The 23,365-nt window shown below is 43.9% G+C and carries 21 protein-coding genes, 2 rRNA genes and 1 pseudogene; 10 read left to right on the top strand and 14 right to left on the bottom strand.

Annotated elements, in window-relative coordinates; translation table 11 throughout:
* The first annotated feature begins 152 nt into the window (after positions 1-152).
* Positions 153-491: a co-chaperone GroES gene (gene groES / locus HFELIS_RS00640; RefSeq protein ID WP_013468602.1), complete on the top strand. Its 339-nt coding sequence runs from the start codon at positions 153-155 to the stop codon at positions 489-491.
* Positions 492-531: 40 nt separating this feature from the next.
* Positions 532-2,178 carry a chaperonin GroEL gene (gene groL, locus HFELIS_RS00645; protein WP_013468603.1) on the top strand — a complete coding sequence of 549 codons (1,647 nt, stop codon included), beginning with the start codon at positions 532-534 and terminating at the stop codon, positions 2,176-2,178.
* Between the two features lie 195 nt (positions 2,179-2,373).
* On the opposite strand, the gene HFELIS_RS00650 is transcribed toward groL, so the two are convergent.
* From HFELIS_RS00650 to HFELIS_RS00690, 8 genes and pseudogenes are all read right to left on the bottom strand, one after another.
* Complete coding sequence (locus HFELIS_RS00650; protein ID WP_013468604.1) at positions 2,374-2,565, bottom strand: hypothetical protein; 192 nt, start codon at positions 2,563-2,565, stop codon at positions 2,374-2,376.
* A 205-nt stretch (positions 2,566-2,770) separates the two neighbouring features.
* Positions 2,771-3,616 (bottom strand): outer membrane protein, encoded by an 846-nt coding sequence (locus tag HFELIS_RS00655; protein ID WP_041302675.1) that lies wholly within the window; start codon positions 3,614-3,616, stop codon positions 2,771-2,773.
* 946 nt (positions 3,617-4,562) lie between these two features.
* Positions 4,563-5,068, bottom strand: a pseudogene (locus HFELIS_RS00665) (pyruvate kinase).
* Between the two features lie 259 nt (positions 5,069-5,327).
* On the bottom strand, positions 5,328-6,209 hold the full coding sequence (locus tag HFELIS_RS00670; protein ID WP_013468608.1) for a c-type cytochrome: 882 nt from the start codon (positions 6,207-6,209) through the stop codon (positions 5,328-5,330).
* A gap of 367 nt (positions 6,210-6,576) precedes the next feature.
* Entirely contained in the window at positions 6,577-7,122 is a 546-nt protein-coding gene (locus HFELIS_RS00675) for a DUF535 family protein (protein ID WP_013468609.1), read from the bottom strand.
* Positions 7,052-7,414: a hypothetical protein gene (locus tag HFELIS_RS09015; RefSeq protein WP_158305093.1), complete on the bottom strand. Its 363-nt coding sequence runs from the start codon at positions 7,412-7,414 to the stop codon at positions 7,052-7,054. The genes HFELIS_RS00675 and HFELIS_RS09015 overlap by 71 nt, the downstream gene beginning before the upstream one ends.
* Before the next feature lie 339 nt (positions 7,415-7,753).
* Positions 7,754-7,869: ribosomal RNA gene (gene rrf / locus HFELIS_RS00685) — 5S ribosomal RNA — on the bottom strand.
* Between the two features lie 174 nt (positions 7,870-8,043).
* A 23S ribosomal RNA gene (locus HFELIS_RS00690) occupies positions 8,044-10,934 on the bottom strand.
* Between the two features lie 300 nt (positions 10,935-11,234).
* On the opposite strand from HFELIS_RS00690, the gene HFELIS_RS00695 reads away from it, so the two are divergent.
* The 7 genes from HFELIS_RS00695 (at position 11,235) to HFELIS_RS00730 (ending at position 18,168) form a co-directional block, all read left to right on the top strand.
* A complete protein-coding gene (locus HFELIS_RS00695) occupies positions 11,235-12,641 on the top strand; it encodes a 4Fe-4S binding protein (protein WP_013468612.1) in 1,407 nt (468 codons plus the stop codon).
* Positions 12,638-13,249, top strand: a complete 612-nt coding sequence (locus HFELIS_RS00700) for a molecular chaperone TorD family protein (protein WP_013468613.1) — start codon at positions 12,638-12,640, stop codon at positions 13,247-13,249. Before HFELIS_RS00695 ends, HFELIS_RS00700 begins: the two co-directional genes overlap by 4 nt.
* Before the next feature lie 8 nt (positions 13,250-13,257).
* Entirely contained in the window at positions 13,258-13,470 is a 213-nt protein-coding gene (locus HFELIS_RS00705) for a hypothetical protein (protein WP_013468614.1), read from the top strand.
* An 18-nt stretch (positions 13,471-13,488) separates the two neighbouring features.
* On the top strand, positions 13,489-16,296 hold the full coding sequence (locus HFELIS_RS00715) for a formate dehydrogenase subunit alpha (RefSeq protein ID WP_269446225.1): 2,808 nt from the start codon (positions 13,489-13,491) through the stop codon (positions 16,294-16,296).
* 1 nt (position 16,297) lies between these two features.
* Positions 16,298-16,936 (top strand): formate dehydrogenase FDH3 subunit beta, encoded by a 639-nt coding sequence (fdh3B, locus tag HFELIS_RS00720; RefSeq protein WP_013468617.1) that lies wholly within the window; start codon positions 16,298-16,300, stop codon positions 16,934-16,936.
* A gap of 11 nt (positions 16,937-16,947) precedes the next feature.
* Positions 16,948-17,820 (top strand): formate dehydrogenase subunit gamma, encoded by an 873-nt coding sequence (locus HFELIS_RS00725; RefSeq protein WP_013468618.1) that lies wholly within the window; start codon positions 16,948-16,950, stop codon positions 17,818-17,820.
* 123 nt (positions 17,821-17,943) lie between these two features.
* The gene (locus HFELIS_RS00730) at positions 17,944-18,168 is read left to right on the top strand and encodes a tautomerase family protein (protein WP_013468619.1); all 225 of its coding nucleotides are present in this window, start codon (positions 17,944-17,946) and stop codon (positions 18,166-18,168) included.
* A gap of 18 nt (positions 18,169-18,186) precedes the next feature.
* On the opposite strand, the gene HFELIS_RS00735 is transcribed toward HFELIS_RS00730, so the two are convergent.
* Positions 18,187-19,413: a hypothetical protein gene (locus tag HFELIS_RS00735; RefSeq protein WP_013468620.1), complete on the bottom strand. Its 1,227-nt coding sequence runs from the start codon at positions 19,411-19,413 to the stop codon at positions 18,187-18,189.
* Positions 19,414-19,488: 75 nt separating this feature from the next.
* Between HFELIS_RS00735 and HFELIS_RS00740 the strand changes: the two genes are divergently transcribed.
* Positions 19,489-19,707 (top strand): YdcH family protein, encoded by a 219-nt coding sequence (locus HFELIS_RS00740; protein WP_013468621.1) that lies wholly within the window; start codon positions 19,489-19,491, stop codon positions 19,705-19,707.
* Here the strand turns inward: HFELIS_RS00740 and HFELIS_RS00745 are convergent.
* From HFELIS_RS00745 to HFELIS_RS00765, 5 genes are all read right to left on the bottom strand, one after another.
* A complete protein-coding gene (locus tag HFELIS_RS00745) occupies positions 19,704-20,540 on the bottom strand; it encodes a J domain-containing protein (protein ID WP_013468622.1) in 837 nt (278 codons plus the stop codon). The two genes, HFELIS_RS00740 and HFELIS_RS00745, sit on opposite strands and share 4 nt — an antisense overlap.
* Before the next feature lie 17 nt (positions 20,541-20,557).
* On the bottom strand, positions 20,558-21,928 hold the full coding sequence (locus HFELIS_RS00750) for an MATE family efflux transporter (RefSeq protein WP_013468623.1): 1,371 nt from the start codon (positions 21,926-21,928) through the stop codon (positions 20,558-20,560).
* 102 nt (positions 21,929-22,030) lie between these two features.
* Entirely contained in the window at positions 22,031-22,420 is a 390-nt protein-coding gene (gene rpsI / locus HFELIS_RS00755) for a 30S ribosomal protein S9 (protein ID WP_013468624.1), read from the bottom strand.
* Positions 22,420-22,830, bottom strand: coding sequence for a 50S ribosomal protein L13 (gene rplM / locus HFELIS_RS00760; RefSeq protein WP_407918927.1), 411 nt, complete (start codon positions 22,828-22,830; stop codon positions 22,420-22,422). Before rplM ends, rpsI begins: the two co-directional genes overlap by 1 nt.
* Positions 22,831-22,921: 91 nt before the next feature.
* The gene (locus HFELIS_RS00765; RefSeq protein ID WP_231844180.1) at positions 22,922-23,344 is read right to left on the bottom strand and encodes a hypothetical protein; all 423 of its coding nucleotides are present in this window, start codon (positions 23,342-23,344) and stop codon (positions 22,922-22,924) included.
* Positions 23,345-23,365 lie beyond the last annotated feature (21 nt).

Raw genomic sequence — 23,365 nt, forward strand, 5'->3', positions numbered from 1 at the left:
AATAATCAATAATAAACTTTAGTCTTTAACTATAAAGTTTTATTAGTAAAATATTTTAAACTTGTCCTAAGTCTTGACTTAATCGAGTTTTTTTGCTAGTATCGTGGCACTTAATTTTTTTAAGTGCTAATTTTATTGCATAAGGAGACGCGATGTTTAAACCATTAGGCGAAAGAGTGCTAGTTGAAAGACTAGAGGAAGAAAAAAAGACCGCTTCTGGGATTATTATTCCTGACAATGCGAAAGAAAAACCCCAAATGGGCGTAGTGAAAGCAGTGAGCCATAAAATCAGCGAAGGTTGCAAATGCCTTAAAGAAGGCGATGTGGTGGCTTTTGGCAAATACAAAGGCACAGAGATCGTATTAGATGGTAAGGAATTTATGGTTTTAGAACTTGAAGATGTGCTAGGCGTGGTGGATTCTTGCTGTCATGGGCATGGACACCACAAAGGCGATCATAAACACGAGGGCAACTGCTGCCACAATCACTAAGAACAATTACACTTAACTCAAATTTTACAAAGGATTAGAAATGGCAACTAAAGAAATCAAATTTTCCGATGGCGCACGCAATAAACTCTTTGAAGGCGTCAAACAACTTCACGATGCCGTGAAAGTTACGATGGGACCTCGCGGACGCAATGTCCTTATTCAAAAAAGCTATGGCGCGCCTAGCATTACTAAAGATGGTGTGAGCGTGGCTAAAGAAATCGAACTAGCCTGTCCTGTGGCTAATATGGGCGCACAGCTAGTTAAAGAGGTGGCCAGCAAAACTGCTGATGCCGCAGGTGATGGCACCACCACCGCAACCGTTCTAGCTTACAGCATTTTCAAAGAGGGCTTGCGCAATATCACCGCTGGGGCTAACCCCATTGAGGTTAAACGCGGTATGGATAAAGCTAGCGAAGCGATCATTGCGGAGTTAAAAAAATCTAGCAAAAAAGTAGGTGGTAAAGAAGAAATCACCCAAGTAGCCACCATTTCGGCTAACTCTGATGAAAAAATCGGAAAACTCATTGCCGATGCGATGGAAAAAGTGGGCAAAGATGGCGTGATCACCGTTGAGGAAGCTAAGGGAATTGAGGACGAGCTTGATGTGGTTGAGGGTATGCAATTTGATCGTGGCTACCTCTCTCCTTACTTTGTAACCAATGCCGAAAAAATGACCACTCAGCTAGAAAACGCTTATATCCTCCTCACTGATAAGAAAATCTCTAGCATGAAAGACATTTTGCCCTTGCTTGAGCGCACCATGAAAGAGGGCAAACCCCTATTGATCATCGCTGAAGACATCGAAGGCGAAGCCCTTACTACTTTAGTAGTGAATAAACTCAGGGGTGTGCTCAATGTGGCAGCGGTGAAAGCCCCCGGTTTTGGCGATCGCCGTAAAGAAATGCTTAAAGACATCGCGATCTTGACTGGCGGACAAGTGATTTCTGAAGAATTGGGCAAAACCCTAGAAAATGCCGATGTGAGCGATCTAGGTATGGCTGCACGCATTGTGATCGATAAAGACAACACCACTATCGTGGATGGCAAAGGTAAAGCCCACGATGTGAAAGATCGCATCGCCCAAATCAAAACCCAAATCGAAGCCACTACCAGCGACTACGACAGAGAAAAACTCCAAGAACGCCTAGCCAAACTTAGCGGTGGCGTAGCCGTGATCAAAGTAGGCGCGGCTTCTGAAGTGGAAATGAAAGAGAAAAAAGATCGCGTGGATGATGCTTTATCTGCAACTAAAGCGGCTGTTGAAGAAGGCATTGTGATTGGTGGGGGTGCAGCTCTCATCCGTGCAGCCCAAAAAGTGCACCTAAATTTGCACGAAGATGAAAAAGTGGGCTATGAAATTATCAAGCGCGCTATTAAAGCCCCTTTAGCGCAAATCGCAGCTAATGCGGGTTATGATCGTGGCGTGGTGGTCAATGAAGTGGAAAAACACAAAGAAGCGCATTATGGCTTTAATGCAAGCAATGGCGAATATGTGGATATGTTTAAAGCAGGCATTATTGATCCTCTTAAAGTGGCGCGCATTGCTTTGCAAAACGCCGTATCTGTGTCTAGCTTGCTCTTGACTACAGAAGCTACCGTGCATGAAGTCAAAGAAGATAAACCAGCTCCTGCAATGCCTGATATGGGTGGCATGGGCGGTATGGGTGGCATGGGCGGTATGATGTAATCTAGCCTAGCCTTTGGAGGGGGCAAGGAGGGGAAACTTCTGCTATGTATTCGGCTAAAAAATCTCTTTTCTTAGAAAATCTGCGTTTCCAAAAGTTGCGCTATAAATATTTTTGAGTCATAACGACTACACCTTTGTGCGTGAAAACTACAAGGATTTTAAAATTATTGGACTTATTTGGTAAGACACTTGGTTTTATTTTTGACACTCTTGATTTTTCATAAATGCAAGACCCTTTTGTTTTAATGTTTCACACATCTCGTGCGCTCTTTCTTTGTTTTTTTGACCTGCATCTTTTTGAAAAACACCTTGGTATAAGTAATACCCTGCATAAACGATAAGAACACTACTCACAGCAAAAGATACAATTTTCTCAAGAGTATTCATAAGAGTCCTCCATTTCTTGCTCAAATACTTTTACAACACGAATCAAATTATATAACGAATCTTTTTGTTTTAACCCCACCGCATTTCAAAATCCTCTATTCCACCTAGCCCCAACTTAAACCATCCACCAATGTTATCGCCACATCCTAAATTTTCTCAGTTAAAATAAAATCGGTGCTGGCTTTAGTTATAAGGAGTGTGTGCATTAGAAGTTAATGACATAGTTCCAATAAAGGGCCACATTGCGTCTAAAGGTGATGGTGTATCTAGAATCTGAACCGCCGGGGTTGCCATAATTTGTCAAAAGACCATTAAGTCCACTAGCTGTGTTTGTTGCTGTAAAATAGGGATCATTAATCGTTGGGATGCGCACACCAAACTCAAATCCCTGATGTTTAGTAAAGTTAGTTCTAAGGCCCACATTGACAATGAATTGCACGAAAGTAGGTGAGAAAGTAGCTTCGCCCCCACTATTGGGTTCACTTGCCGTATTTGCTTGTTGTTTCCAAAAGTTGTTCATGGTGAAGCAAGGACCAACTGCGTTGCCTTGAGATGAGTTTTGCCAACGACAACCCCCATTTTCAGCCGTATCTCCACCCATCAACCAACTACTCCCCCCAATCATCACGCCAGCAAAAAGACCAAAGGTGCGGTGATTTTTTTCATAGAAATTAAAGAGAGCATCTATACCCACTCCATAAAATAGATTAGCGGAGGGTTGGTTTACTCCCATTTGTTCTGAGATTGGAGTGCTAGAACCATAAGAGGGACTACCACTCCCCCCTTGTCCGCTAAATATGGCATAGTAGCGCAATCCAAAATGTTTTTTCTGTCCAAAAAATTGTTTGTATCCAAGTTGGATGTTTGCCCCATAAAGATTGCCATTGTAAGTCGTAGTTGTGGTTTTAGGGAGATGATAAGTATTATTTGATTGGTTGCATAAATTTGAATTTACGCACCAAGATGTAAAGTTTCCTGTATTGACCCCCGAAAAATTTGAATACTGAAACCCACCCTGTATATATCCCCCACTATCTTCAGCATTTAGCAGGGATGTGCAAAGAGAGAGAGAGAGAACAAACTACCGCTGTCTTCTTGAAAACCATAAAACCACCTTTTTATGAAATTTGAGAAGTAATCATGCTAGCCGAAGTCATTTAAAAATAATGTTAAATTTTAAAACTATTTTTTACTCTGGATTAAGCGTTTTTTTGTAGCAGAATACATAAAAGAGGTTTTTTAAAGATAGTGCTAGAGCGTAACAAATCCAAGGGACACAGCAAAAAAGCCTTAAAACTAAAGAGATAATTCTAAGCGTGAGTTAACTTTTATAAATACTTCACCCACATGACAAACCACCACTAGGTTTTTCATACTAGCTCCTTAAGGAATAGGGCGATCAAACCCACTAAAATCCCAACCCCAAGCTGGCTTTGGTCCACTTACAGGTTTAGGTTCTGGGCGTTGGGGTTTTGGAGGAGAGAAAAAATCTTGCACGCGTTCGCCTACTTCCCTCCCAATGATCACACCCGCTAAAGCCCCCAGTGATCCACCTACAAGAGGACTCCATACATAGGAGCCAACCCAGCACCCTAAAACACCTCCTATGCCACCTCCAATAGCACCCCCCCAAACTCTCCCTTTGTTTGTGATTTCCTCTGCCCATAAAGACGATATGCTGAATACAGAAAGGCATACCACTAATAGCACTTGTTTTACATCACAACGATTTTGCATTTGGACCTCTTATAGATAAATGAGGGGCAGTCTATTAAAATGCCACTTATGCTATCCTAAAATCATAACATAGCACACGGGGCAAGACTAAAGTCATCTTAAAAACAAACAGAGCCCTGCATTCTATTTAAACAAATAAGGAAAAACACAACGCCAAAGTGAAGAAAAAATCTAAAAAGAAGCAAGAGAGAAACAAGAACACAAACCTCCGCGCACTGCCCGCTTGATCAGCTTTGCAAGGGAGGTGCAACGAGAGATTTTTAAACTAAAACCACCCTTTGACCTTTGGCTTTTAAGGATTCTTCTACCTTATTCATACCACCTCATAATAATCTGTGAGGTTTCTGCCCCCGGGCTTATGCATTTGTTTAAAGTGCCTCTTCCTTGTGGGATTGTCTGCCCCTCACTTGCCCAATCTAAAATCTTAACGGGTCGCCTGTAATGCATCCAATCTACTGAAGGGTTTTTTTTCTTCGCTAAAACATAATGCGCGATCTTTTCTAATGTCATACGCCCCGCCGATGACCTGTGTTAGAGCAACGAGTGCTTGCCCATGTTTGATCGCTACAATGTCATTTACCCGCATCACCTCTAAGAAATTTCTAATTTGCTCTTCTCCCTCTTTCCGATCCGCTAGACCAATGAAGCTATATTTTTCTAAAATTTGACGCACATCTATCACATCCCATTTTACCTGCATGTGTTGTTGGTGAATCTGCATGTGCCAAAATTCTTGAAAAGGGACATTTGAAACATCCATAAACATCAAAACCTCCTAATTTTATATTTATGTACCCTTACCCTATCCTTAACTTTAGTCCCCTAAAATCCATAATTTTAGCCCCAAGGATTACACATAAAAACTTAAAGAAATTTGAATGCAGAAAGCCAAGTCCTAAAAAAACAAAACAATTTTTACCAATCACACCCTTGCAAGGGAAGCTACTTTGTTATAAATGTGAATGGGAAAGATTGGTATATGGAGGAAACCTCCATATTGCTAAATTGCCAAATAAGGTTTTAGATTATTTTTGCATCTTGTCGTAAGGTCCATATTTGTGCTGTGTTGTTGGGAATGGATCGTCATATGATCCAGTATCCATATCCAAAGGCTTGATTCTTTTATCGGGAAAATCTTTTTCTCGATTTTTCTTGATGGGGCGTTTTTGAGAGTTAATATAGCTTGCGACATCATAAGCTTCTTCTAATGTCAGTGTTGGATTCCCCAAAGGCATATTTGTTTTGATATAAGAAGTTGCTTTGATAAGTCGATACATACCTGCGCCAGTATTATAAGAATCTTTGCCCCATAGAGGAGGGTAGAGATAGTAGCCACCCTTTCTTTCTTTATTTTTGACCCCTAGACCATTTTCTTGATGACAAGCCGCACATTTTTCCAGATAAACAACTTTTCCTTTCTTAGGATCGGCTGAACGGCTTAAAAATGCGACTCTTCCTACTCCTTGACCCTTTGTTTTTGCACCCACAGGAATACCCTGCGAAATCCAATGCATATAAGCTACCATCGCTTTCATCTCTTTAGAATCAATGGGCATCTTTCTTCCATTCATGCTTCTTTCAAAACAACCATTGATGCGCTCTTCAAGTGTAACTACAGCATCGGAGCGTGGGCTATGTTGTGGATAACGACCATAAATGCCTACAAACCCTGCATGATTAGGCATACTTCCACCTAGGGCGTGGCAACTAGAACAAGAAAGATTATTTCCTGCAAAACGCTTCTTTGGATCTTTGGCTTGAGGTCCTACATGATATGTGGTTTCATTCAAAATCTTGTTCCCCAAGATGACTAATTGAGAATACTTGGAATTCTTTGGCATCTTGCTTTCATCAATATAGCCATCATCTTGCAATGCTTTAGGCTTAGTCCATTCGCTTTGTGGCAAATTGATTCCTGTGGCTTGTTTGGTTTGTAAAATTTGTTTATCAAATGCTCCAAGATTTGAATGTAGGGCAAGAATTGAAGCTATAAATACAAACTTTTTTATGGCATCTCCTTTAAACCTATGAGCGATATTTAGAAAATGAGAAAATTATTATAGCTTTTTATTAAATTTGAAAGAGCTTAAAGACTTTTTACTTACTTTTAATCAATGAGGAATTAAGAAGTTTTAGTATAAAAATTAAAAATACCCTACCCCCACATCATACTAATTTCCCCCCCTTGCAAAGGGTGTAACCCGCCTTATCTAACTACCAGCTTTTGCCCTTGTGCTCCTGTGCTTTGGCTTTATTAGGTTGACTTTTATGTTTTTAGTCATGTCTGTGTAACATGTTTTTAAAATTTTCTTCTATAGTATCCAAGAGTTGCCAGCGTTTTTTACGGATCGAGCGTTTTTTTTGGGGGTAATATGTGATGTCTCTATGGGCATGGGGGAGATTATAGTAAGTGCGCCCTCCAATCTCTACCAAATCCACCTCGTCTGCTCCGCGTTTCATAAAAAAATCATCATAATCGCGCACAAGTCTCCGGCGACCCGCATACCTAACATAACTCACTTGCGCTGCATTGGGGATTCCTAAAGTTTTGTTTAGACCTAAGATTCGGGTGAGGATCTTTTGCAATTCCACCAAAAAAGCGGCAGGGTGGCAACAACAATGCTTGGTTAAAAATCTAATGCATTCTTGGTCTACTTGCGCCTCACCTTTCACTAAAGTTTCACCCTTGACACTAGTGATGAGCAAGTCCAATTGGGGGGTGATACACAGCGGAGAAGCGTATAGACGCTTAGAGGTATTTTCCTTTGTGAAGGAAATTTCTAACCATAGAAAACCTTCTTGATAGGTAAAACCTCGCATGGTTTTTAAAAAGAAGTGGTATTCCCCCCCCCCCCCCCGTAGTGTCTTTTAATGTATGGAATCTCACTTGTTGTAAATCTAAGAAATCTCTACACCCCGATTCGGTGCGCACCTGTAAATTTTCTAAAAATTTTAAGTTAAAAATAACCCATTCTATATGTTCGGCATGAGTGAGGCGAGCATCAGCAAACATATGATAAATCTCTTCAAAACGATAAAAAGTGTTTTCTTTAGGGATTAGGGATACAAATGTTGCCATATTAATACCATTTTGTTGCAACCAAATTTCCAACTTAGCCACCATTTGTTTCCAAAGCACCATGTCGTCTAAGCTACATAAACTACAAATTTTGATGTGCAAGTCCCGATCGCGTTGAGCGAACCACTGCAGAGCCTTTAGAGCTCTCAGGCAGTTAGTTTTGCACAGATTAGGGAAAAAACGCCACATTGTCCTAAACCCTAAAGAAACGCAATGTTTTAACAACGATTTAATCATAACTTAATGCCCTTTCTTTTTGTTAGGCGCACGAGACCCAAAAACTAAGCAGTGAGTAAAACCAAAAACCCCTCATTTCATCCTATAAAACACATGAACACACTGTTAAATACTTTGTTAAATACTTTTAAATCTCCCCCGCATCACCCTACTTTCCCACCCTTGCAAAGGGCAGTATCATCGGCGTTAGAGAGCTTGACTTCCAGGTTCGGGATGGGGCTGGGTATTTCCTCTCCACTAGGGACACAGGGAAAAGCAAGAAGCTTTTCTAGGTGTTGCCAAGCTTAAAAGCTCTAAGCCTAAACAACACCCACTCAAGAACAAACGCGCTATTCTAGCACTTTGTCCTCAAGCTGTCAATAACCTACGCTCCAGTTTGCTACAAAGCTTTGATTACACTCAACAAGGCGGTGATACCTTATCAACCAAACAAGCCAAACGCTCTATTAGTAGTGGTTAGCTAAATGCATTGCTGCACTTACACACCCACCCTATCAAACATGTAGTCTTCATGCGAGCTTCAGGGAAAGCTTATCTTGGAGTTGGCTTCGAGCTTAGATGCTTTCAGCTCTTATCACAACCATGCGTAGCTACCCAGCGGTGCTCTTGGCAGAACAACTGGTGCACCAGTGGCATGTCCATCCCGGTCCTCTCGTACTAGGGACAGCTCTCCTCAGCTTTCCTACGCCCACAGCAGATAGGGACCGAACTGTCTCACGACGTTCTGAACCCAGCTCGCGTACCGCTTTAAATGGCGAACAGCCATACCCTTGGGACCTGCTCCAGCCCCAGGATGCGATGAGCCGACATCGAGGTGCCAAACCTCCCCGTCGATGTGAGCTCTTGGGGGAGATCAGCCTGTTATCCCCGGGGTACCTTTTATCCTTTGAGCGATGGCTCTTCCACACGAGAACCACCGGATCACTATGACCGACTTTCGTCTCTGCTTGAGTTGTCTCTCTTGCAGTTAAGCTAGCTTGTGCCATTACACTCAACTGGCGATTTCCAACCGCCATGAGCTAACCTTTGTAAGCCTCCGTTACTTTTTAGGAGGCGACCGCCCCAGTCAAACTACCCACCAAGCATTGTCCTGCTTATGGATAACATAAGCCAGTTAGCTAACAAAAACGCCAAGGGTGGTATCTCAAGGATGGCTCCACAAGAGCACCAAAGCTGTCTTGCTTCAAAGCCTCCCACCTATCCTGCGCATGGCATTCCCATTAGCAGTGCTAAGCTATAGTAAAGGTCCACGGGGTCTTTCCGTCTTGCTGCGGGTAGGAGGAATTTTCACCTCCACTACAATTTCACTGGATCTCTCTTTGAGACAGCTCCCATCTCGTTACGCCATTCATGCAGGTCGGTATTTAACCGACAAGGAATTTCGCTACCTTAGGACCGTTATAGTTACGGCCGCCGTTTACTCGGGCTTCAATTCAAAGCTTCGCCTTGCGGCTAACCCATCCTCTTAACCTTCGAGCACCGGGCAGGCGTCACACCTTATACTTCCTCTTACGAGTTGGCAAAGTGCTGTGTTTTTGGTAAACAGTCGGGAGGGACTCTTTGCTGAGACCTACTTGCGTAGGCACACCTTATCGCGAACTTACGGTGCTAGTTTGCAGAGTTCCTTAAAGAGAGTTCTTCCACGCGCCTTAGAATACTCATCTCATCTACCTGTGTCGGTTTGCGGTACGGACAATTAGGGCTAAACTTAGAGACTTTTCTTGGCACGATAGTATCAGTGATTCTCTTCTTGGTCCGAAGACCTTAAAGAGCCTGTCAGGTTTCAAATACAGGAGCGGATTTGCCTCTCTCCCAATCTACACCCTTCGACTAGCACTTCCATCAGCTAGCTCACCTAACTTTATGCGTCCTCCCATCGCACACCCTAATTGGTATAGGAATATTAACCTATTTCCCATCGCCTACCCCTTTCGGACTTGGCTTAGGACCCGACTAACCCTACGATGACGAACATCGCGTAGGAAACCTTAGATTTACGGCGGATGCGATTCTTACGCATCTTATCGCTACTCATTCCTGCATGCTCACTTCTGTGCGCTCCAACACTCCTTACCGGTATGCCTTCAGTGCTGCACAGAACGCTCTTCTACCACTGCTCTAAAAGAGCAATCTACAACTTCGGTGTCTATCTTAGCCCCGTTATATTTTCAGCGCATGATCACTAGACCAGTGAGCTGTTACGCTTTCTTTAAAGGATGGCTGCTTCTAAGCCAACCTCCTGGTTGTTTGAGTAACCACACATCTTTTTCCACTCAGAATAGAACTTGGGGACCTTAGTTGGTAGTCTGGGTTGTTTCCCTCTTGACGATTGATTTTATCACCCACCGCCTGACTCCCAAGATACAACAAAAGGTATTCGCAGTTTGACAGGGTTTGGTACTGCGGCGAGCAGCCCTAGCCCAATCAGAGCTCTACCCCCTCTTGTTATGACTTGAGGCTATACCTAAATATATTTCGAAGAGAACCAGCTATCACCAAGTTTGTTTGGCCTTTCACCCCTATCCACAGCTCATCCCAGCCCGTTTCAATGGGCACGGGTTCAGTCCTCCACAAGCTGTTACACTCGTTTCAACTTGGCCATGGATAGATCACTTGGCTTCGGGTCTGCAGCGTCTGACTAAAGCGCCCTATTCAGACTCGCTTTCGCTACGGCTCGTTTTCACTTAACCTTGCCAGACACCACAACTCGCAGGATCATTATGCAAAAGGCAGTCCATCACCCTGATAAATCATAGGGCTCTGAATGATTGTAAGTAGATGGTTTCAGGTTCTATCTCACTCCGTTACCCACGGTTCTTTTCACCTTTCCCTCACGGTACTTGTGCGCTATCGGTGTAGTAGTAGTATTTAGGGTTGGAGAGTGGTCTCCCCGGCTTCAGCCCGGATTTCACGTGTCCTGGCCTACTCTGGATCCGACTATCTAGGGCTTGTCTTTCGCATACAGGGCTATCACCTTCTATGGCTTACCTTTCCAAGTAACTCTGCTAGACAATCCCCTTGAATGTTGTCGTCCTCAACCCCGCGTGCAAGCACGCGGTTTGCCCTTTTCCCCTTTCGCTCGCCACTACTGAGGGAATCTCGTTGATTTCTTTTCCTCTAGCTACTGAGATGTTTCACTTCGCTAGGTTCGCTCTCTAAATAGAGTAACTTACATTGCTGCAAGTTGGGTTGCCCCATTCGGACATCTGCGCCTCAAAGCTTCTTGACAGCTCCACGCAGCTTATCGCAGTCTAGTGCGTCCTTCATCGCCTCTACTACCCAAGGCATCCACCATCTACTCTTAAATATCTTGTTTGTTTCAGTTAGCATATCCGCTAAACTGCCTTGATAAGATTTCTACCGCCTTATTGAGTATAATTCTTTGGCTTTGTAGTTTTTACCTTTACATAGGCTATTGACAATGAAACATCAAAAAACACTAAACTAAATGCTCGAGCTACAGGATTAACTGCAACCCCCATTTGCTTAGGCAAAAGCGCATTATATAGCTGTAAAGCTTAGGAGGGGCTTAAAGTTTTGGGAGTTTTGGGAGTTTTTACTAAAACTTTGGCATCAAGCACAACGCTCGTTTAACTAAATGTCTTAAAATATTCTCATGTTTGAATTTATTTATATGAAAAACTCTACTTACCCGGATGTGGTGTTGCACGATCACATTAAGGTTTTAGAACACGATCAAGACATAGAGTGCGTAGTGTGCAATGTGGCTTTGCAGGGAACTAAGAGGGTGGCTAAGGAGGTAAATTTTTTTATAGAAAATAGCGCACAAACTCCCCTAGAACTCGCCCAAAGTCTCAGTCTACTTTACGAGGCGCATGGATTACAATTTGATTTCGACCACACCAAATACACCCCTACTCAAGAGGGCTCTTTGATCGAGTTTTTTAACTATAATAAAGAGATTTGCCAATACCACCAACGGCGCGTGGAGTGTTGTGGAAAGTGTAGTGAAGTCTGCCCCACTCAAGCCATCAGCAAATTAGACCCACAAATCGCCCGAGAGAAAGACTTAGAATGTGAGGATAACCGTCATTTGGTGATCGATCACCAGAGTTGTATTGATTGTGGCAAATGCATTGCTGTGTGTCCTAGCGGGAGCTTAAGCTATTCTAGCTTTAACTTAGAGTGCATGCAAGAAGTTGCCAAACTCTACAGGGGGTATATCCCTCTTTTGATCGATTGCAAAGCAGAACTGCCAAACACTCCGCTTAAAAAAGAGGTCTTACCCCTTTGCTTAAATGTAAATATCTTAGAGCAGGTCGCTCTGCTTACTTGGGTGCAAGAGAGTGGAAGCCAGATCGTGATCTATGCGACCCAAGAGTTGGGCATAGGCACTTTAGAGAGTATCGCTCTGCTCAATGAAATTTATACGCACCTTTGCCATCAAGAGGCAATTTTAGTGGCGCGCACTACAGAAGAATTGCAAGCGTGCTTGCAGGACGCGCAATCACTAAGCTCCCCCTACACACCTCCCACTATTCCAACACGCACGAAAAGAGATCTTTTTGCCCAACGCTTGGGCTTTTTGATAGAGCAGGGGGATTATGGGCAGGTGGGGTGTGGGGAGTTTATCCGCTATGGGCACATAGAAATTAAAGACAACTGCACCCTTTGCCTCTCTTGCGTGGGGGCGTGCAATACCGGAGCGCTGAGTGTAGATGGCAACGCCTATACTTTACTCTTTAACCCCAGTTTGTGCACCACTTGCGGGTATTGTGAGGCAACCTGTCCTGAAAAGAATTGTCTACACTTGGAGCGCGATGGAATCGCGTTAAACCCGGCGTATTTTGTCCCTAAGATTATGGCGAAGGACAGCTTATTTACCTGCAAAATGTGTGGTAAACCTATTGGCACGACTAAAAGCGTGCACAAGATCGCCCAAATCATGACTCCCAAGTTTCAAGGAGATGCGCGTAAAATTGCCACACTATACGCCTGTCCTGATTGCAAGGTTAAAATCATGCTCGAAGACATGCTAGATATCAACTCTATTTTAAAATGAATCCACTAGATTCCAATCTCATTACCGCACGCGCGCTATATTACCGCCTTTGGCATTATATGGTGGTGTTTGTGCAAGAGGAGAGCGTGTTTAATGAACTAAAAACTTTGGTCAATCACCTTAAAAACTACCCCTTTGATCTTGAGAGCGGGTGCGCGTGGCAAAAATTGGACACCTTTTTGGCGCAGGGTTTAGAGTCCTTTAGAGAGGAACAAAACACAGTGTTGTTCTCTCCTAGCTATGATTTCGTGCCCTTGAGCGCGTCCTATTATTTGGAAGGGCAGGATAATGGCAAAAAACGCCTTGAGGCGATCGCGCTTTTAAAACAATCAGGCTTACGCCTAGAGAGCCACACCCTCCCCTATCCCACCGCTGAGGACGATCTCGCCTTTTTGACTTTGATGATGAACGCCTTTTTACAACAACTTCTTACAGACTCCGTCTTTTTTAGTCTACATGAAAAACTCTTCAAAGACTTTTTTCACCTTTTTAGCGATGCTTTCTTGGAGGCTATCAGCACGCATGAAAAAAGCGTGTGTTACCAAAACTACGCTATAACCTTAGGTGCATTTATCCAACACGAGAGGTTGTTTTTCAACCTGCATTAGGAGGCTCTATGCTAGAGAATAGGCGCAAGGCGTTGAAACGCTTAGGAATGCTGGGGGCAGGGGCTTTAGCCGGGCAGAGTTTGCTAGCCACCATGCCCGAAAAACCCTTTGCTAACACAGACCCAGATAGTAATGGTGTGGTGGTGGGCAAGAGCAATAAGAAAGAAATTCTTTACCACAAAACCCCCGCCTGGGAGATTTTCTACAAAAGTGTGTGGTGATTTGAGAAAGGAAGTAACATGGGAAAATTAAGTCGGCGTTCCTTTTTAAAAATGGGTGCGGTTGGGGCAGGAGCGGGCGCAACTCTCGCCTTTGCCAATACTAAAAGTAGCAAAAAAGAGAGTGTGATCGATCCTCATGAGGGGGTCAAAAGAGTTAAAACCATTTGTAGTATCTGTTCAGCAGGCTGTGGGATCATCGCAGAGGTTAAAGATGGGGTGTGGATCCGCCAAGATGTCGCCCAAGATCACCCCATTAGCGCGGGCAGCCACTGTTGTAAGGGCGTGGATCAGATTGACTTAGTCAAATCCAAAATGCGTTTAAAATACCCCCTTAAAAAAGAGGGAGGCAAGTGGAAGCGCATTAGCTACGATCAGGCCATTGAGGAGATTAGTAGCAAAATGATCGCTATGCGCGAAAAATACGGACCTGATAGCATGATGTTTATGGGGAGTGCTAAGATGAACTCCCAGCAGGCTTATTATTGGCGTAAATTTGCTGCCTTTTATGGGACGAACAATATCGATCATGTAGCCCGTATTTGACACAGCACCACAGTCGCCGGTGTGGCGAATACATGGGGGTATGGTGCGATGACAAACCACTTTGGGGACGTTGTCGGGCATTCTAAAGCGATTTTGATGATCGGGCTTAATACGGCGGTGAGTAACCCTATTGGCTTTAAGCACTTCTTGCAGGCTAAGGATCGCAATAACGCTAAACTCATCGTGATCGATCCAGTCTTCACTAAGAGCGCGGCCAAAGCAGATATTTATGTGCGGATTCGCTCAGGGACTGACATCGCCTTTATTTATGGCATGTTGCATTTGATTTTTAAACATGGGTGGGAAGATAAAGAGGTCATTAGAACCCAATCCTTTGGGATCGAGGAGATCAAAAAAGAAGCCTTAAAATACACCCCCGAAGTGGTGGAAGACATTACCGGTGTGCCGGCTAGCTTACTCATCCAAACTACGCGTGTGTTTGCGCAAGCAAAACCAGCTACCCTTGCTTGGGCTCTAGGCATCACCCAACACAGCGTGGGCAGTGGAAACACGCGCATACTCTCCATTTTGCAACTCGTGCTAGGCAATATGGGTAAAAAGGGCGGAGGTTGTAATATTGTGCGCGGGCATGACAATGTGCAGGGGGCAACGGACATGTGCTGTTTGGCAGATAATCTGCCCGGCTACTATGGCTTAGGCGAGGCGAGTTGGCGTTATTATGCCAAATGCTGGGGCGTGGATTATGAATATTTGCAAAAGCGCTTTTTTACGCCTGAGTGGATGTTCAAAAAGGGCTTTAGCGTCTCCTTGTGGTATGAGGGTGTCTTGCAAAAAAACCCCACCCACTCCAGCGCACCCATTAAGGGGCTTTGGGTGCAGGGCAATGGAATCAGCTCGCTAGCCCACAAGGTCAAGATCGCAGAGGCACTAGACAAGCTGGACTTGTTGGTCATTGCCGAGCCCTTTTTGAATGAGGGGGCGATTTTAACGGAACGCACAGATAATCTCTATGTGCTACCCATCGCGACCCAATTTGAATGTGAGGGGATTGTGGTCGCCACCAACCGCGCCGCGCAGTGGCGTAGCCAAGTGGTTAAACCTCTCTATGAAGCCAAGCAAGATCACGAACTCATGTTTGAAATGGCAAAGAAATTTGGCTTTTATGAGGAATACACCAAGGCCATGCTCTGTGATTTTGATAAAAATGGGGAATTGGTGCAGGTGCGCAAAAATTTCCAATGGCCCGAAGATGCCACTAGAGAGATCGCGCGCACGGTGAAAGTGATCGGTCTTGGGGGTTGGACACCCGAGCGTCTCAAAGCCCAGCAAGAAAACTGGCATATGTTTGATTACATCACCCAAGAGGGCTATGGTCCGATGAAAGGGCAGTATTATGGCTTGCCTTGGCCAGCATGGACACCAGAGCACCCCGGAACCCCTATTCTTTATGATATTAGCGTTCCGACCAAAGAGGGTGGAATGGGCTTTAGGGCGCGCTTTGGAGAGGAGTACAAGGGACAGAACTTGCTAGCCGATAAGAGTGTTACAATCAAGGGTTCAGCCATCAAGGGCGGTTACCCTGAAATCACCAAAGCAAACATTGAAAAGGTGCTAGGGATCAAACTCACCGACCACGAGCGCGCGATTATGGGGGATAATTGGAAGGTGGATACTAGCGGGCTTATTCAGAAAAAATGCGATGAAAAGGGCGTGTGTGTCTATGGGAATGCCCGCGCGCGCGCCATTGTATGGAGTTTTATCGATCAAATCCCCTTGCACCGCGAACCTCTGCACTCTCCCCGCCCCGATTTGGCAAAAAAATACCCCGCGATCAAAGACCAGATCAATAACTTTAGGGTGAATGTGCGCTTTATTAGCGAGCAAACCCAAGAAGAATGGGCTAAAGAGTTCCCTATTATTATGGCTTCCATGCGCTTGGTGAATTTGAGCGGAGCGGGCATGTTGGAGCGCACTAGCAAATACCTCTCTGCTATCACGCCCGAGATGTTCTGCCATATCCATCCAGATTTAGCCCTCAAACATGGGATTAAAGATGGTGATATGATGTGGATACATTCGCCAGAGCGCACTAAAATTAAGGTAAAGGCAGTTTTTAGCCACTCGGTAACCCCAGATCGAATCTGTATGCCCTATAGTTTTGCGGGCATATTGCAGGGGGTGGATTTAGGGCACCGCTACCCTGAGGGCACAAAACCCTACACACGAGGCGAGGGCTCTAACACCGTTACCAACTATGGCTTTGATCCTGTAACCCAGATTCCTGAGTTTAACGCCGGCTTGTGCCGTATTGAAAAGGCTTAACATGGCAGATCTAACCCCCACAAAACAAATCCCCAACGCCAACCGCATGAAATTTTATTGCGATGACAACCGTTGTATTAGCTGTTTTGCCTGCTCGGTCGCGTGTTCGCATTCCAATGAGCTAGAAGTGGGCTTGAATCGGCGCAAGGTGATCACCCTTTATGAGGGTGTCGAGGGCAAGGAAAAATCTATCTCCATTGCCTGCCAGCACTGCACGGACGCGCCCTGTGCGCAGGTTTGCCCGGTGGATTGCTTTTATATCCGCGAAGATGGGATTGTTTTACACAATAAAGAAACCTGTATAGGTTGTGGGTATTGCTTGTATGCCTGCCCCTTTGGTGCGCCCCAATTCCCCAGAGATGGGGCGTTTGGCGTGCGTGGGGTGATGGACAAATGCACCATGTGTGCGGGCGGTCCTGCGCCCACCCACTCCAAAAAAGAAATGGAATTATATGGAGTGAATCGGATTGCCAGCGGGCAAGTGCCCATGTGTGCGGCGACCTGTTCGACTAACGCCCTCTTGGTGGGCGATGCGGGGAGCATTGCCAATATTTATCGAAAACGAGTCATGGCTAAATACGCCAACGCGCAGGATTTTAAAACCAAAGCCGATCACCAAAAAGAGGGCGCGATACCCTAAAGGAGGTTGTGATGAGAGCGATCTTGTATCTTATGGGTGTGGGGGTTTTAAGCGCGCGCGATCTCCCTTTAGACCAAGAGCGAATCTTGGGCATTTTGCCCTATGGACAACGGGACACGGGCAAGCTCGGGGAGCTTTGGACACTTTGGCAGGGGCATTACTTTTTATGGCTTTTTTTAGCGGTGGTGCTAGGAGTTGCTTCTGGATTTCTCTTGCATTATCTCGTCATCGGACCTAAGCAGTTCAAGCACAGCGACCAAAAAATCCCTTTTTTCACGCTTTTTAACCGCATCATCCACTGGATCGCGGGGGTGTCTTTTATTTTGCTTGTGCCCACCGGGTTGATTATGATCTTTGGGGATTTTTTGGGGGGCGGGGCGTTTGTGCGCTTTTGTAGAATCGCGCATAGCGTGGGTTGCGTGGTGTTCATGGTGGCGGTCTTACCCATGCTCTTCATGTGGCTTAAAGACATGTTCTTTAGGCTAGCAGACATCAAGTGGCTAGTGATCATGGGAGGCTATCTTTCCAAAGAGAAAAAATCCGTGCCCGCTTATAAATTCAACGCCGGGCAAAAAATGTGGTTTTGGATCGCCACTTTGGGCGGGCTAGTGATGATTGCTAGTGGGGGGATTTTGTATTTTAACACGGTGGACTTGAGCGCGATCGCTAGCTTTTTTGGACTTTATCAAATCTCGCTCTTGCGCTTGAGCGCGTTGGTGCATAATTTCTTAGGTTTAGTGATGGTGGGATTCTTCATCGTGCATTTATACATGTCCTTGTTTGCGATCAAGGGAGCGTTGCGCTCTATGATTGATGGCTACAAGGAAGAGGAAGAGGTTAAAGTTTTGCACAGCTTGTATTATCAGGATCAAACAAGGGCTTAGTATTCACTTATATACTCAAGCAAGTGCCTTCTAAAGATGTTTGAATAATTTTTAAGTCTGCCTGCAAGAGTGGTGTGTTAAAGTCAGGACGCTTTTTAGCATAAAAATATAGAAAGGAAATTGATGCCATATATTAACATTCGTATCTCTAAAGAGCATGGAGGAGCTACTACGGAGCAAAAACGCGCGCTTATTAGTGGAGTAACCGATCTGGTTGTTGACATCTTGGGCAAAAAAAGGGAGGCTACGATCGTAATTATTGATGAAATCCATACAGATAACTGCGGTTTAGGTGGAGAAACCATCACACGATTAAGGCACACGCCTCCTGAACAACTAAAGGATTAAAAAACCCTAAGGGTTTCCCTAGTGGTGCTTGCGTAGGAGGAAGTTTAAGAGGTCGTAGCTGTCTAGGGAGATGGTGAAATAAACCTGATAAGAATCGTAGACTTGGCTGTAATCGCTCATCGTGTTGTAGACAAATTGGGTTTTGATGCTCGCAAAAGCACTTCTAAATTCGTAATAAATATCTAAGCGGTTATAAAGGGGTGCTTGGAAAAAGGGGACACCGCGATAAATGGGAGTGGGGCAGTAATCTTTTGAACAGATGAGGTTGACATTTCCGTATCTGTCATAGAAAAAATCTTCGCCATGCTTGCTCACAAAGAGCAGATCGCTTAGACCAAAGCCTTTATATTGGGCGTGGCCTTCTACAAATAAGCCTGTGCCTACCTTGAAAGGCACGTCAATATCGCTTTGGCGCAATCTCTCCAAGTCGCCCAAAACACCTAGTGATAAATTTAATTTTTGCATGAAGGGAAGAGCGTTGAGCAAATCGGTTTTGGCATAAAGCTGGTAGTAAAATCTGTCTAAAAGATAGACAGAGCCTGCAGTTTTTCCTACATGAGGGAGAGATGGCCAGTTGAGCAGAAACTGATCTTCCACATGGAAAAGTTGCGCATTACCTCCTAAAATAAAAAACCTTTTGAGAGCAGAGAGTTCGCTATAAGCCGTAAAACTAAAGCGATCCATCGCATTGCCCAAAGAATTACGCCCATATTTACAGGTGTAACAATTCCCTCCAAACCAATCGAGCAAAAACTCAGCTTCAACATGGGTATCTTTGTAGGGGTTGTTGGGAGGATTATATTGGAGCAAAAAGCCCCGCGCGTTAGGATCAATAAACCAATAATAAGGAGAAAAGACATTGAGTGGGTAATGGCCAATGAGGTATTTTCTAGGAAAAATACCCCCATAAAAATTAAAGGAGCGTCCTCTGGCTTGGTAATAAATAGTAGGGCCCCATTTGGAGGGAAAATTCATTTGATAAGTGTGGAGATTTTGAAAAAGAAAAGCCCCTACCATCACCTTTTGCTCTACAGAACCTAAATTGAAAGCAAAACCCACCTCTGGAGTTAAACGCGTGCTTAAAGTGGTGTTGGTATTGTACCAGTAGGGAGTTGAACCTTCGTGATCCATGATAAAAAGATTGAGGCCAAGGTTATAGCGCAAATAATCCTTAAAGCCCTGCGCTTTCCCTAAGTTTATCAACAACAATGCAAACATGCAAATTGCAACGAACACCCGCCCCATCAATTCCCTTTTAAGCCGATGAAAAAGCCCATTATACTATAATGCCTATACAATATGTTAGTATAAGGATGGCGCATGTTCCACGAATATAGAGATGAAATCAAGGCATTGAAAAATAAAAATCCTCATTTTAATAAAATCTTTGAGGAACACAATGCTTTGGATGATGAGATCTCCACTTTAGAGACTCACAACGCAGATGATCTCAAAGTTTCCACTCTTAAAAAGAAGAAATTGCATCTTAAAGATGAGATTTTTCACATGATTCAAGAATATAGAGCGGGTTTGATTTAAAGTTGTTTTAAAATTCCGTAAGCTTCTACAATTTCTAAAAAGCGTTGCTTGTAGAGGCTTGAGTTTGTTGTGCAGGCATCGGGATGGTAGAGTTTAGCCAGCTCTAGGTAGCGGTGTTTGATTTCTTCTTTTGAGTGCATCACTCCTAATCCAAGTGTGCGCAAAGCTTTTAGAATGATTTCTTCTTGTCTTGTCAAGTAAAGAGCCTGAGTGGGGTAAATGAAGTGGATACATGCGTGTTTAAAGTGAGAGTTCTGAAGAGCCATGAGAGGTTCAAGCGCGTCCAGGTGAGCGTGGGTTTCATGCAAAAAGTCATTTTTGTTGCTCTTATCTTCAAAGGGAGTTTCTAGCAGAATATGGGGCGCAAAAAGGCTTTGCAAAAACTCTCTTGCTATAAAGTGTGTGTAGTAGAAAACCACTCTTGAGTGCAAATAAATCGCTTGAATCTCAATCTTATGCACTAGAGCAAAAAAAGAGGCGTAGTGTTCGTGAGGGTGCGGACTTTCTTTAAAGACCACAGGAAGATGCGCATGGGCCAAAATCTTTTCTAGGAGCAGTTGCGCGTCCAATTGGTCATAAAAGGGATGCAACGCATATTTGGCGTAAAAGAGGCGGTTAAGCAAGTAGGTTTTTTTTAGGCTTTGGTCTTCTAATAAAATGAGAGTGTGTTTAAATTTGACATGCTCCTTAAAATGCTTTTTGATATAAAAAGTTGTCTGCTCATAAAGGACAGGTTCAAGGCAGACCTCTATGAACTGATCTGAGGTGGCCACTCCTTGATCGTAGGCAAGCGAAGGCACACCCTCTCTGCGGATTTTAGTCTTAATTTGCATGCGCTAATTATAACACTCTAACCTAGCCTATTCTTAAACCAACTTACAGAACCTAAAGTTCCTCTCTTGATTTCATAGCGAATCACTAATATTGCCACTATTAAAGCCAAAAATTGTGAAAGAGGGTAAGTGATCCAAATCCCCATCAAACCATAAAAATGACTGAGGATGGGGAGCAAAATCACAATAAAAAGAATTGTTTCACAAACAGTGATTAAAAAGGAACTTTTAGTGCGTTGGATGGATTGAAAAAACACCGCGCAGAAGAGATTGATTCCTAAGAGAATGTGTCCCAAATAATAAACATTCATGGCGTGCTTGGCGTCTTGCACAAAGGAGCCATCTTCTACCATACGTTCTTGGTCTATGTATAATCTGATCAGATAGTGGTCGAATAAATAAAAAACAATGTAGAGTCCAATCCCCATACAAAGCGACATTTTCAAGCCAAAAACAAAAGCTGTCTGCAGGCGATCTAAATACCCCGCCCCATGACTAAAACTAGCAATGGGCTGAATGGCTTGACCAATGGAGAGTAAAGTTGTCCAAAAGATGATCCCATTGTACATAATGATCGCATACATGGAAACCCCCCTCTCTCCTACGGTTTTCATGATAGTCCAGTTAAAGAGTAACATCACGATGGCAGCACTGAGTTCTGAAACACTTTGAGGCAAACCGCTTTTGGTAGAGGAAATAATGCTCGCCCAGTTAAAACGGCGCACGAAGTAAAGTTGACCCTTCTTGAGTAAAAAATGAGACATGAGAACACAAAAGCCCACCGCATGTCCGGTAACTGTGGCGATAGCACTGCCATGAATGCCCACTTCAAAAACATAGAGCAAGAGGTAGTTAAAAAGCACATTGGTTAAAGAACCAATGAGCATGGCAATCATAGCCAGTGCAGGCCGCTTGTCATTGACGACAAAAACATCAGCCAAAGGGTGTAGGACCATAAAAATAGCCCCCATGAGAATCACTTTAAGATAAATGGACACCATGGGCAAGAGTAAATCGCTACTGCCTAACATTTTGGCAATAAAATCGCTAAAGGGCACTAAACTCCAGCTAATTAAAGTGATGCTTACAGCCACAAAATAAAAGATGGAGCTAAATACTAAACGCGCGCGTTTGGCCTGATTTTTTCCCAAAAAATAAGAAGCAATCGAGGCCGCCCCTAACCCAAAAAGCAACTCAAAGGCAATCAAGGTAGGGAATATTGGCCAACACACTCCAATAGCTGCAACAGCCTCTTTTCCCAATTTATTCCCCACAAACATGCCATCAATCATGGAGTAAGTTGAGAGAGAAATCATTGAAAAGGCGAGGGGGATAAAATAATAAAAAAAGAGCTTAAAAATAGAGTCTTTATGAAGATCGATAGCCATTGGCCACCCAATTACTGGTTAAAACACACGGCTATCAGAAAACCTACAAAGAAAGTGTCCAGTGCCCCCAATAAGACACCAAAAACACTTTCCCCATACACTCTAGCGCTTGGAGAATTGAGGACTGCGGCGCGCCTTGCGTTTCCCATATTTTTTACGCTCCACAACTCTAGAGTCGCGGGTGAGTAATCCTTTAGGCTTTAAAATTGCCCTAAAAGCCACATCATAAAGATTGAGAGCCTTAGAAATTCCATGCCTTAAAGCCTCTGCTTGGGCACTATAGCCTCCCCCAAAAACCACTGCCTTTATACTTACCAAACCTTCTTGTTTGGTGAGCACCAAAGGTTGCATCACTTTCATCTTAATAGACTCATGCCCGCCCAACCAAGCATTAAGATCCATCCCATTAATGTCCAAAGTCCCACCTCCAGAGGTTAACCAAACTTTGGCGATGGCACTTTTGCGTTTCCCTGTAGCGTAAACCTTACTCATTAGGCATCCTTCTTAGAAACTTGAGCTGTGTGAGGGTGTTTTTCATCTTTGTAAACCTTCAATTTTTTAATCATGGCGCGCCCAAGTTTAGTTTTGGGCAACATTCCCCGCACAGCCAAATAAAAAAGCTTTTCGGGAGTTTTCTCAAGCATTTCTTCTAAGGTCTTGCTTTTAGTACTTCCAAAATAACCCGAATGGGTGAAATACTCTTTATTTTGCAATTTCATGCCAGAAAATTTGACCTTACTCGCATTGATCACTACAACAAAATCCCCACAATCTACATTGGGGGTAAAATAAGGGCGGTGTTTGCCTCTAAGCAAGGTGGCTGCGTGTGTGATAAGTCTGCCAAAAACTTGATCTTTGGCATCGAGCACCACCCAATTGCGCTTAATCTGCGTGTTTTTCATGGATTTGGTGAGTTGCATTGCAATCCTTGTATCAATATCAAAACGGGCATTCTAGCACCAAAAGTTTATAGATAACTGAATTTAAGTTAAGCTAAAGGAGTCTCTGGCGCATTTGGTAGAGGAGTGCCCGCTGACTCTGCTTATCTAAATGATAGCGTTTGTCATAGGCGTTTTGCACGGCAATTTTGAGAATATCAAGTTGGTTTTTATAAGAATCGCCCTCCCATATATCCAACACAAAGCGGTAAAGCTGGATATTTTGCACCAAGAGTTCAAAAACACGGGCGCGATCTTTAAGATAGAGAGCTTCATTAGTGCGATAATCCGCCACATTCACGACAATTCTTTCAAAGATTTTAGGCGCAAGTCTAGGGGGCATTGTCCTATAGACATAAGTCTTTAACTCCTCCAATTGAGCTTCTAGGTCAAAATTGTTAGAAAAGGCCAATACGCCCAAGATCAGGATTTGAGCGTTGAGTTTTTTACTCAAAAGGCGGGTTTGCCACTTGATCAACCATTTGCGAACCCTTGATAT

The sequence above is a fragment of the Helicobacter felis ATCC 49179 genome, assembly GCF_000200595.1.
In the GTDB taxonomy this organism is placed as follows: Bacteria; Campylobacterota; Campylobacteria; order Campylobacterales; family Helicobacteraceae; genus Helicobacter; species Helicobacter felis.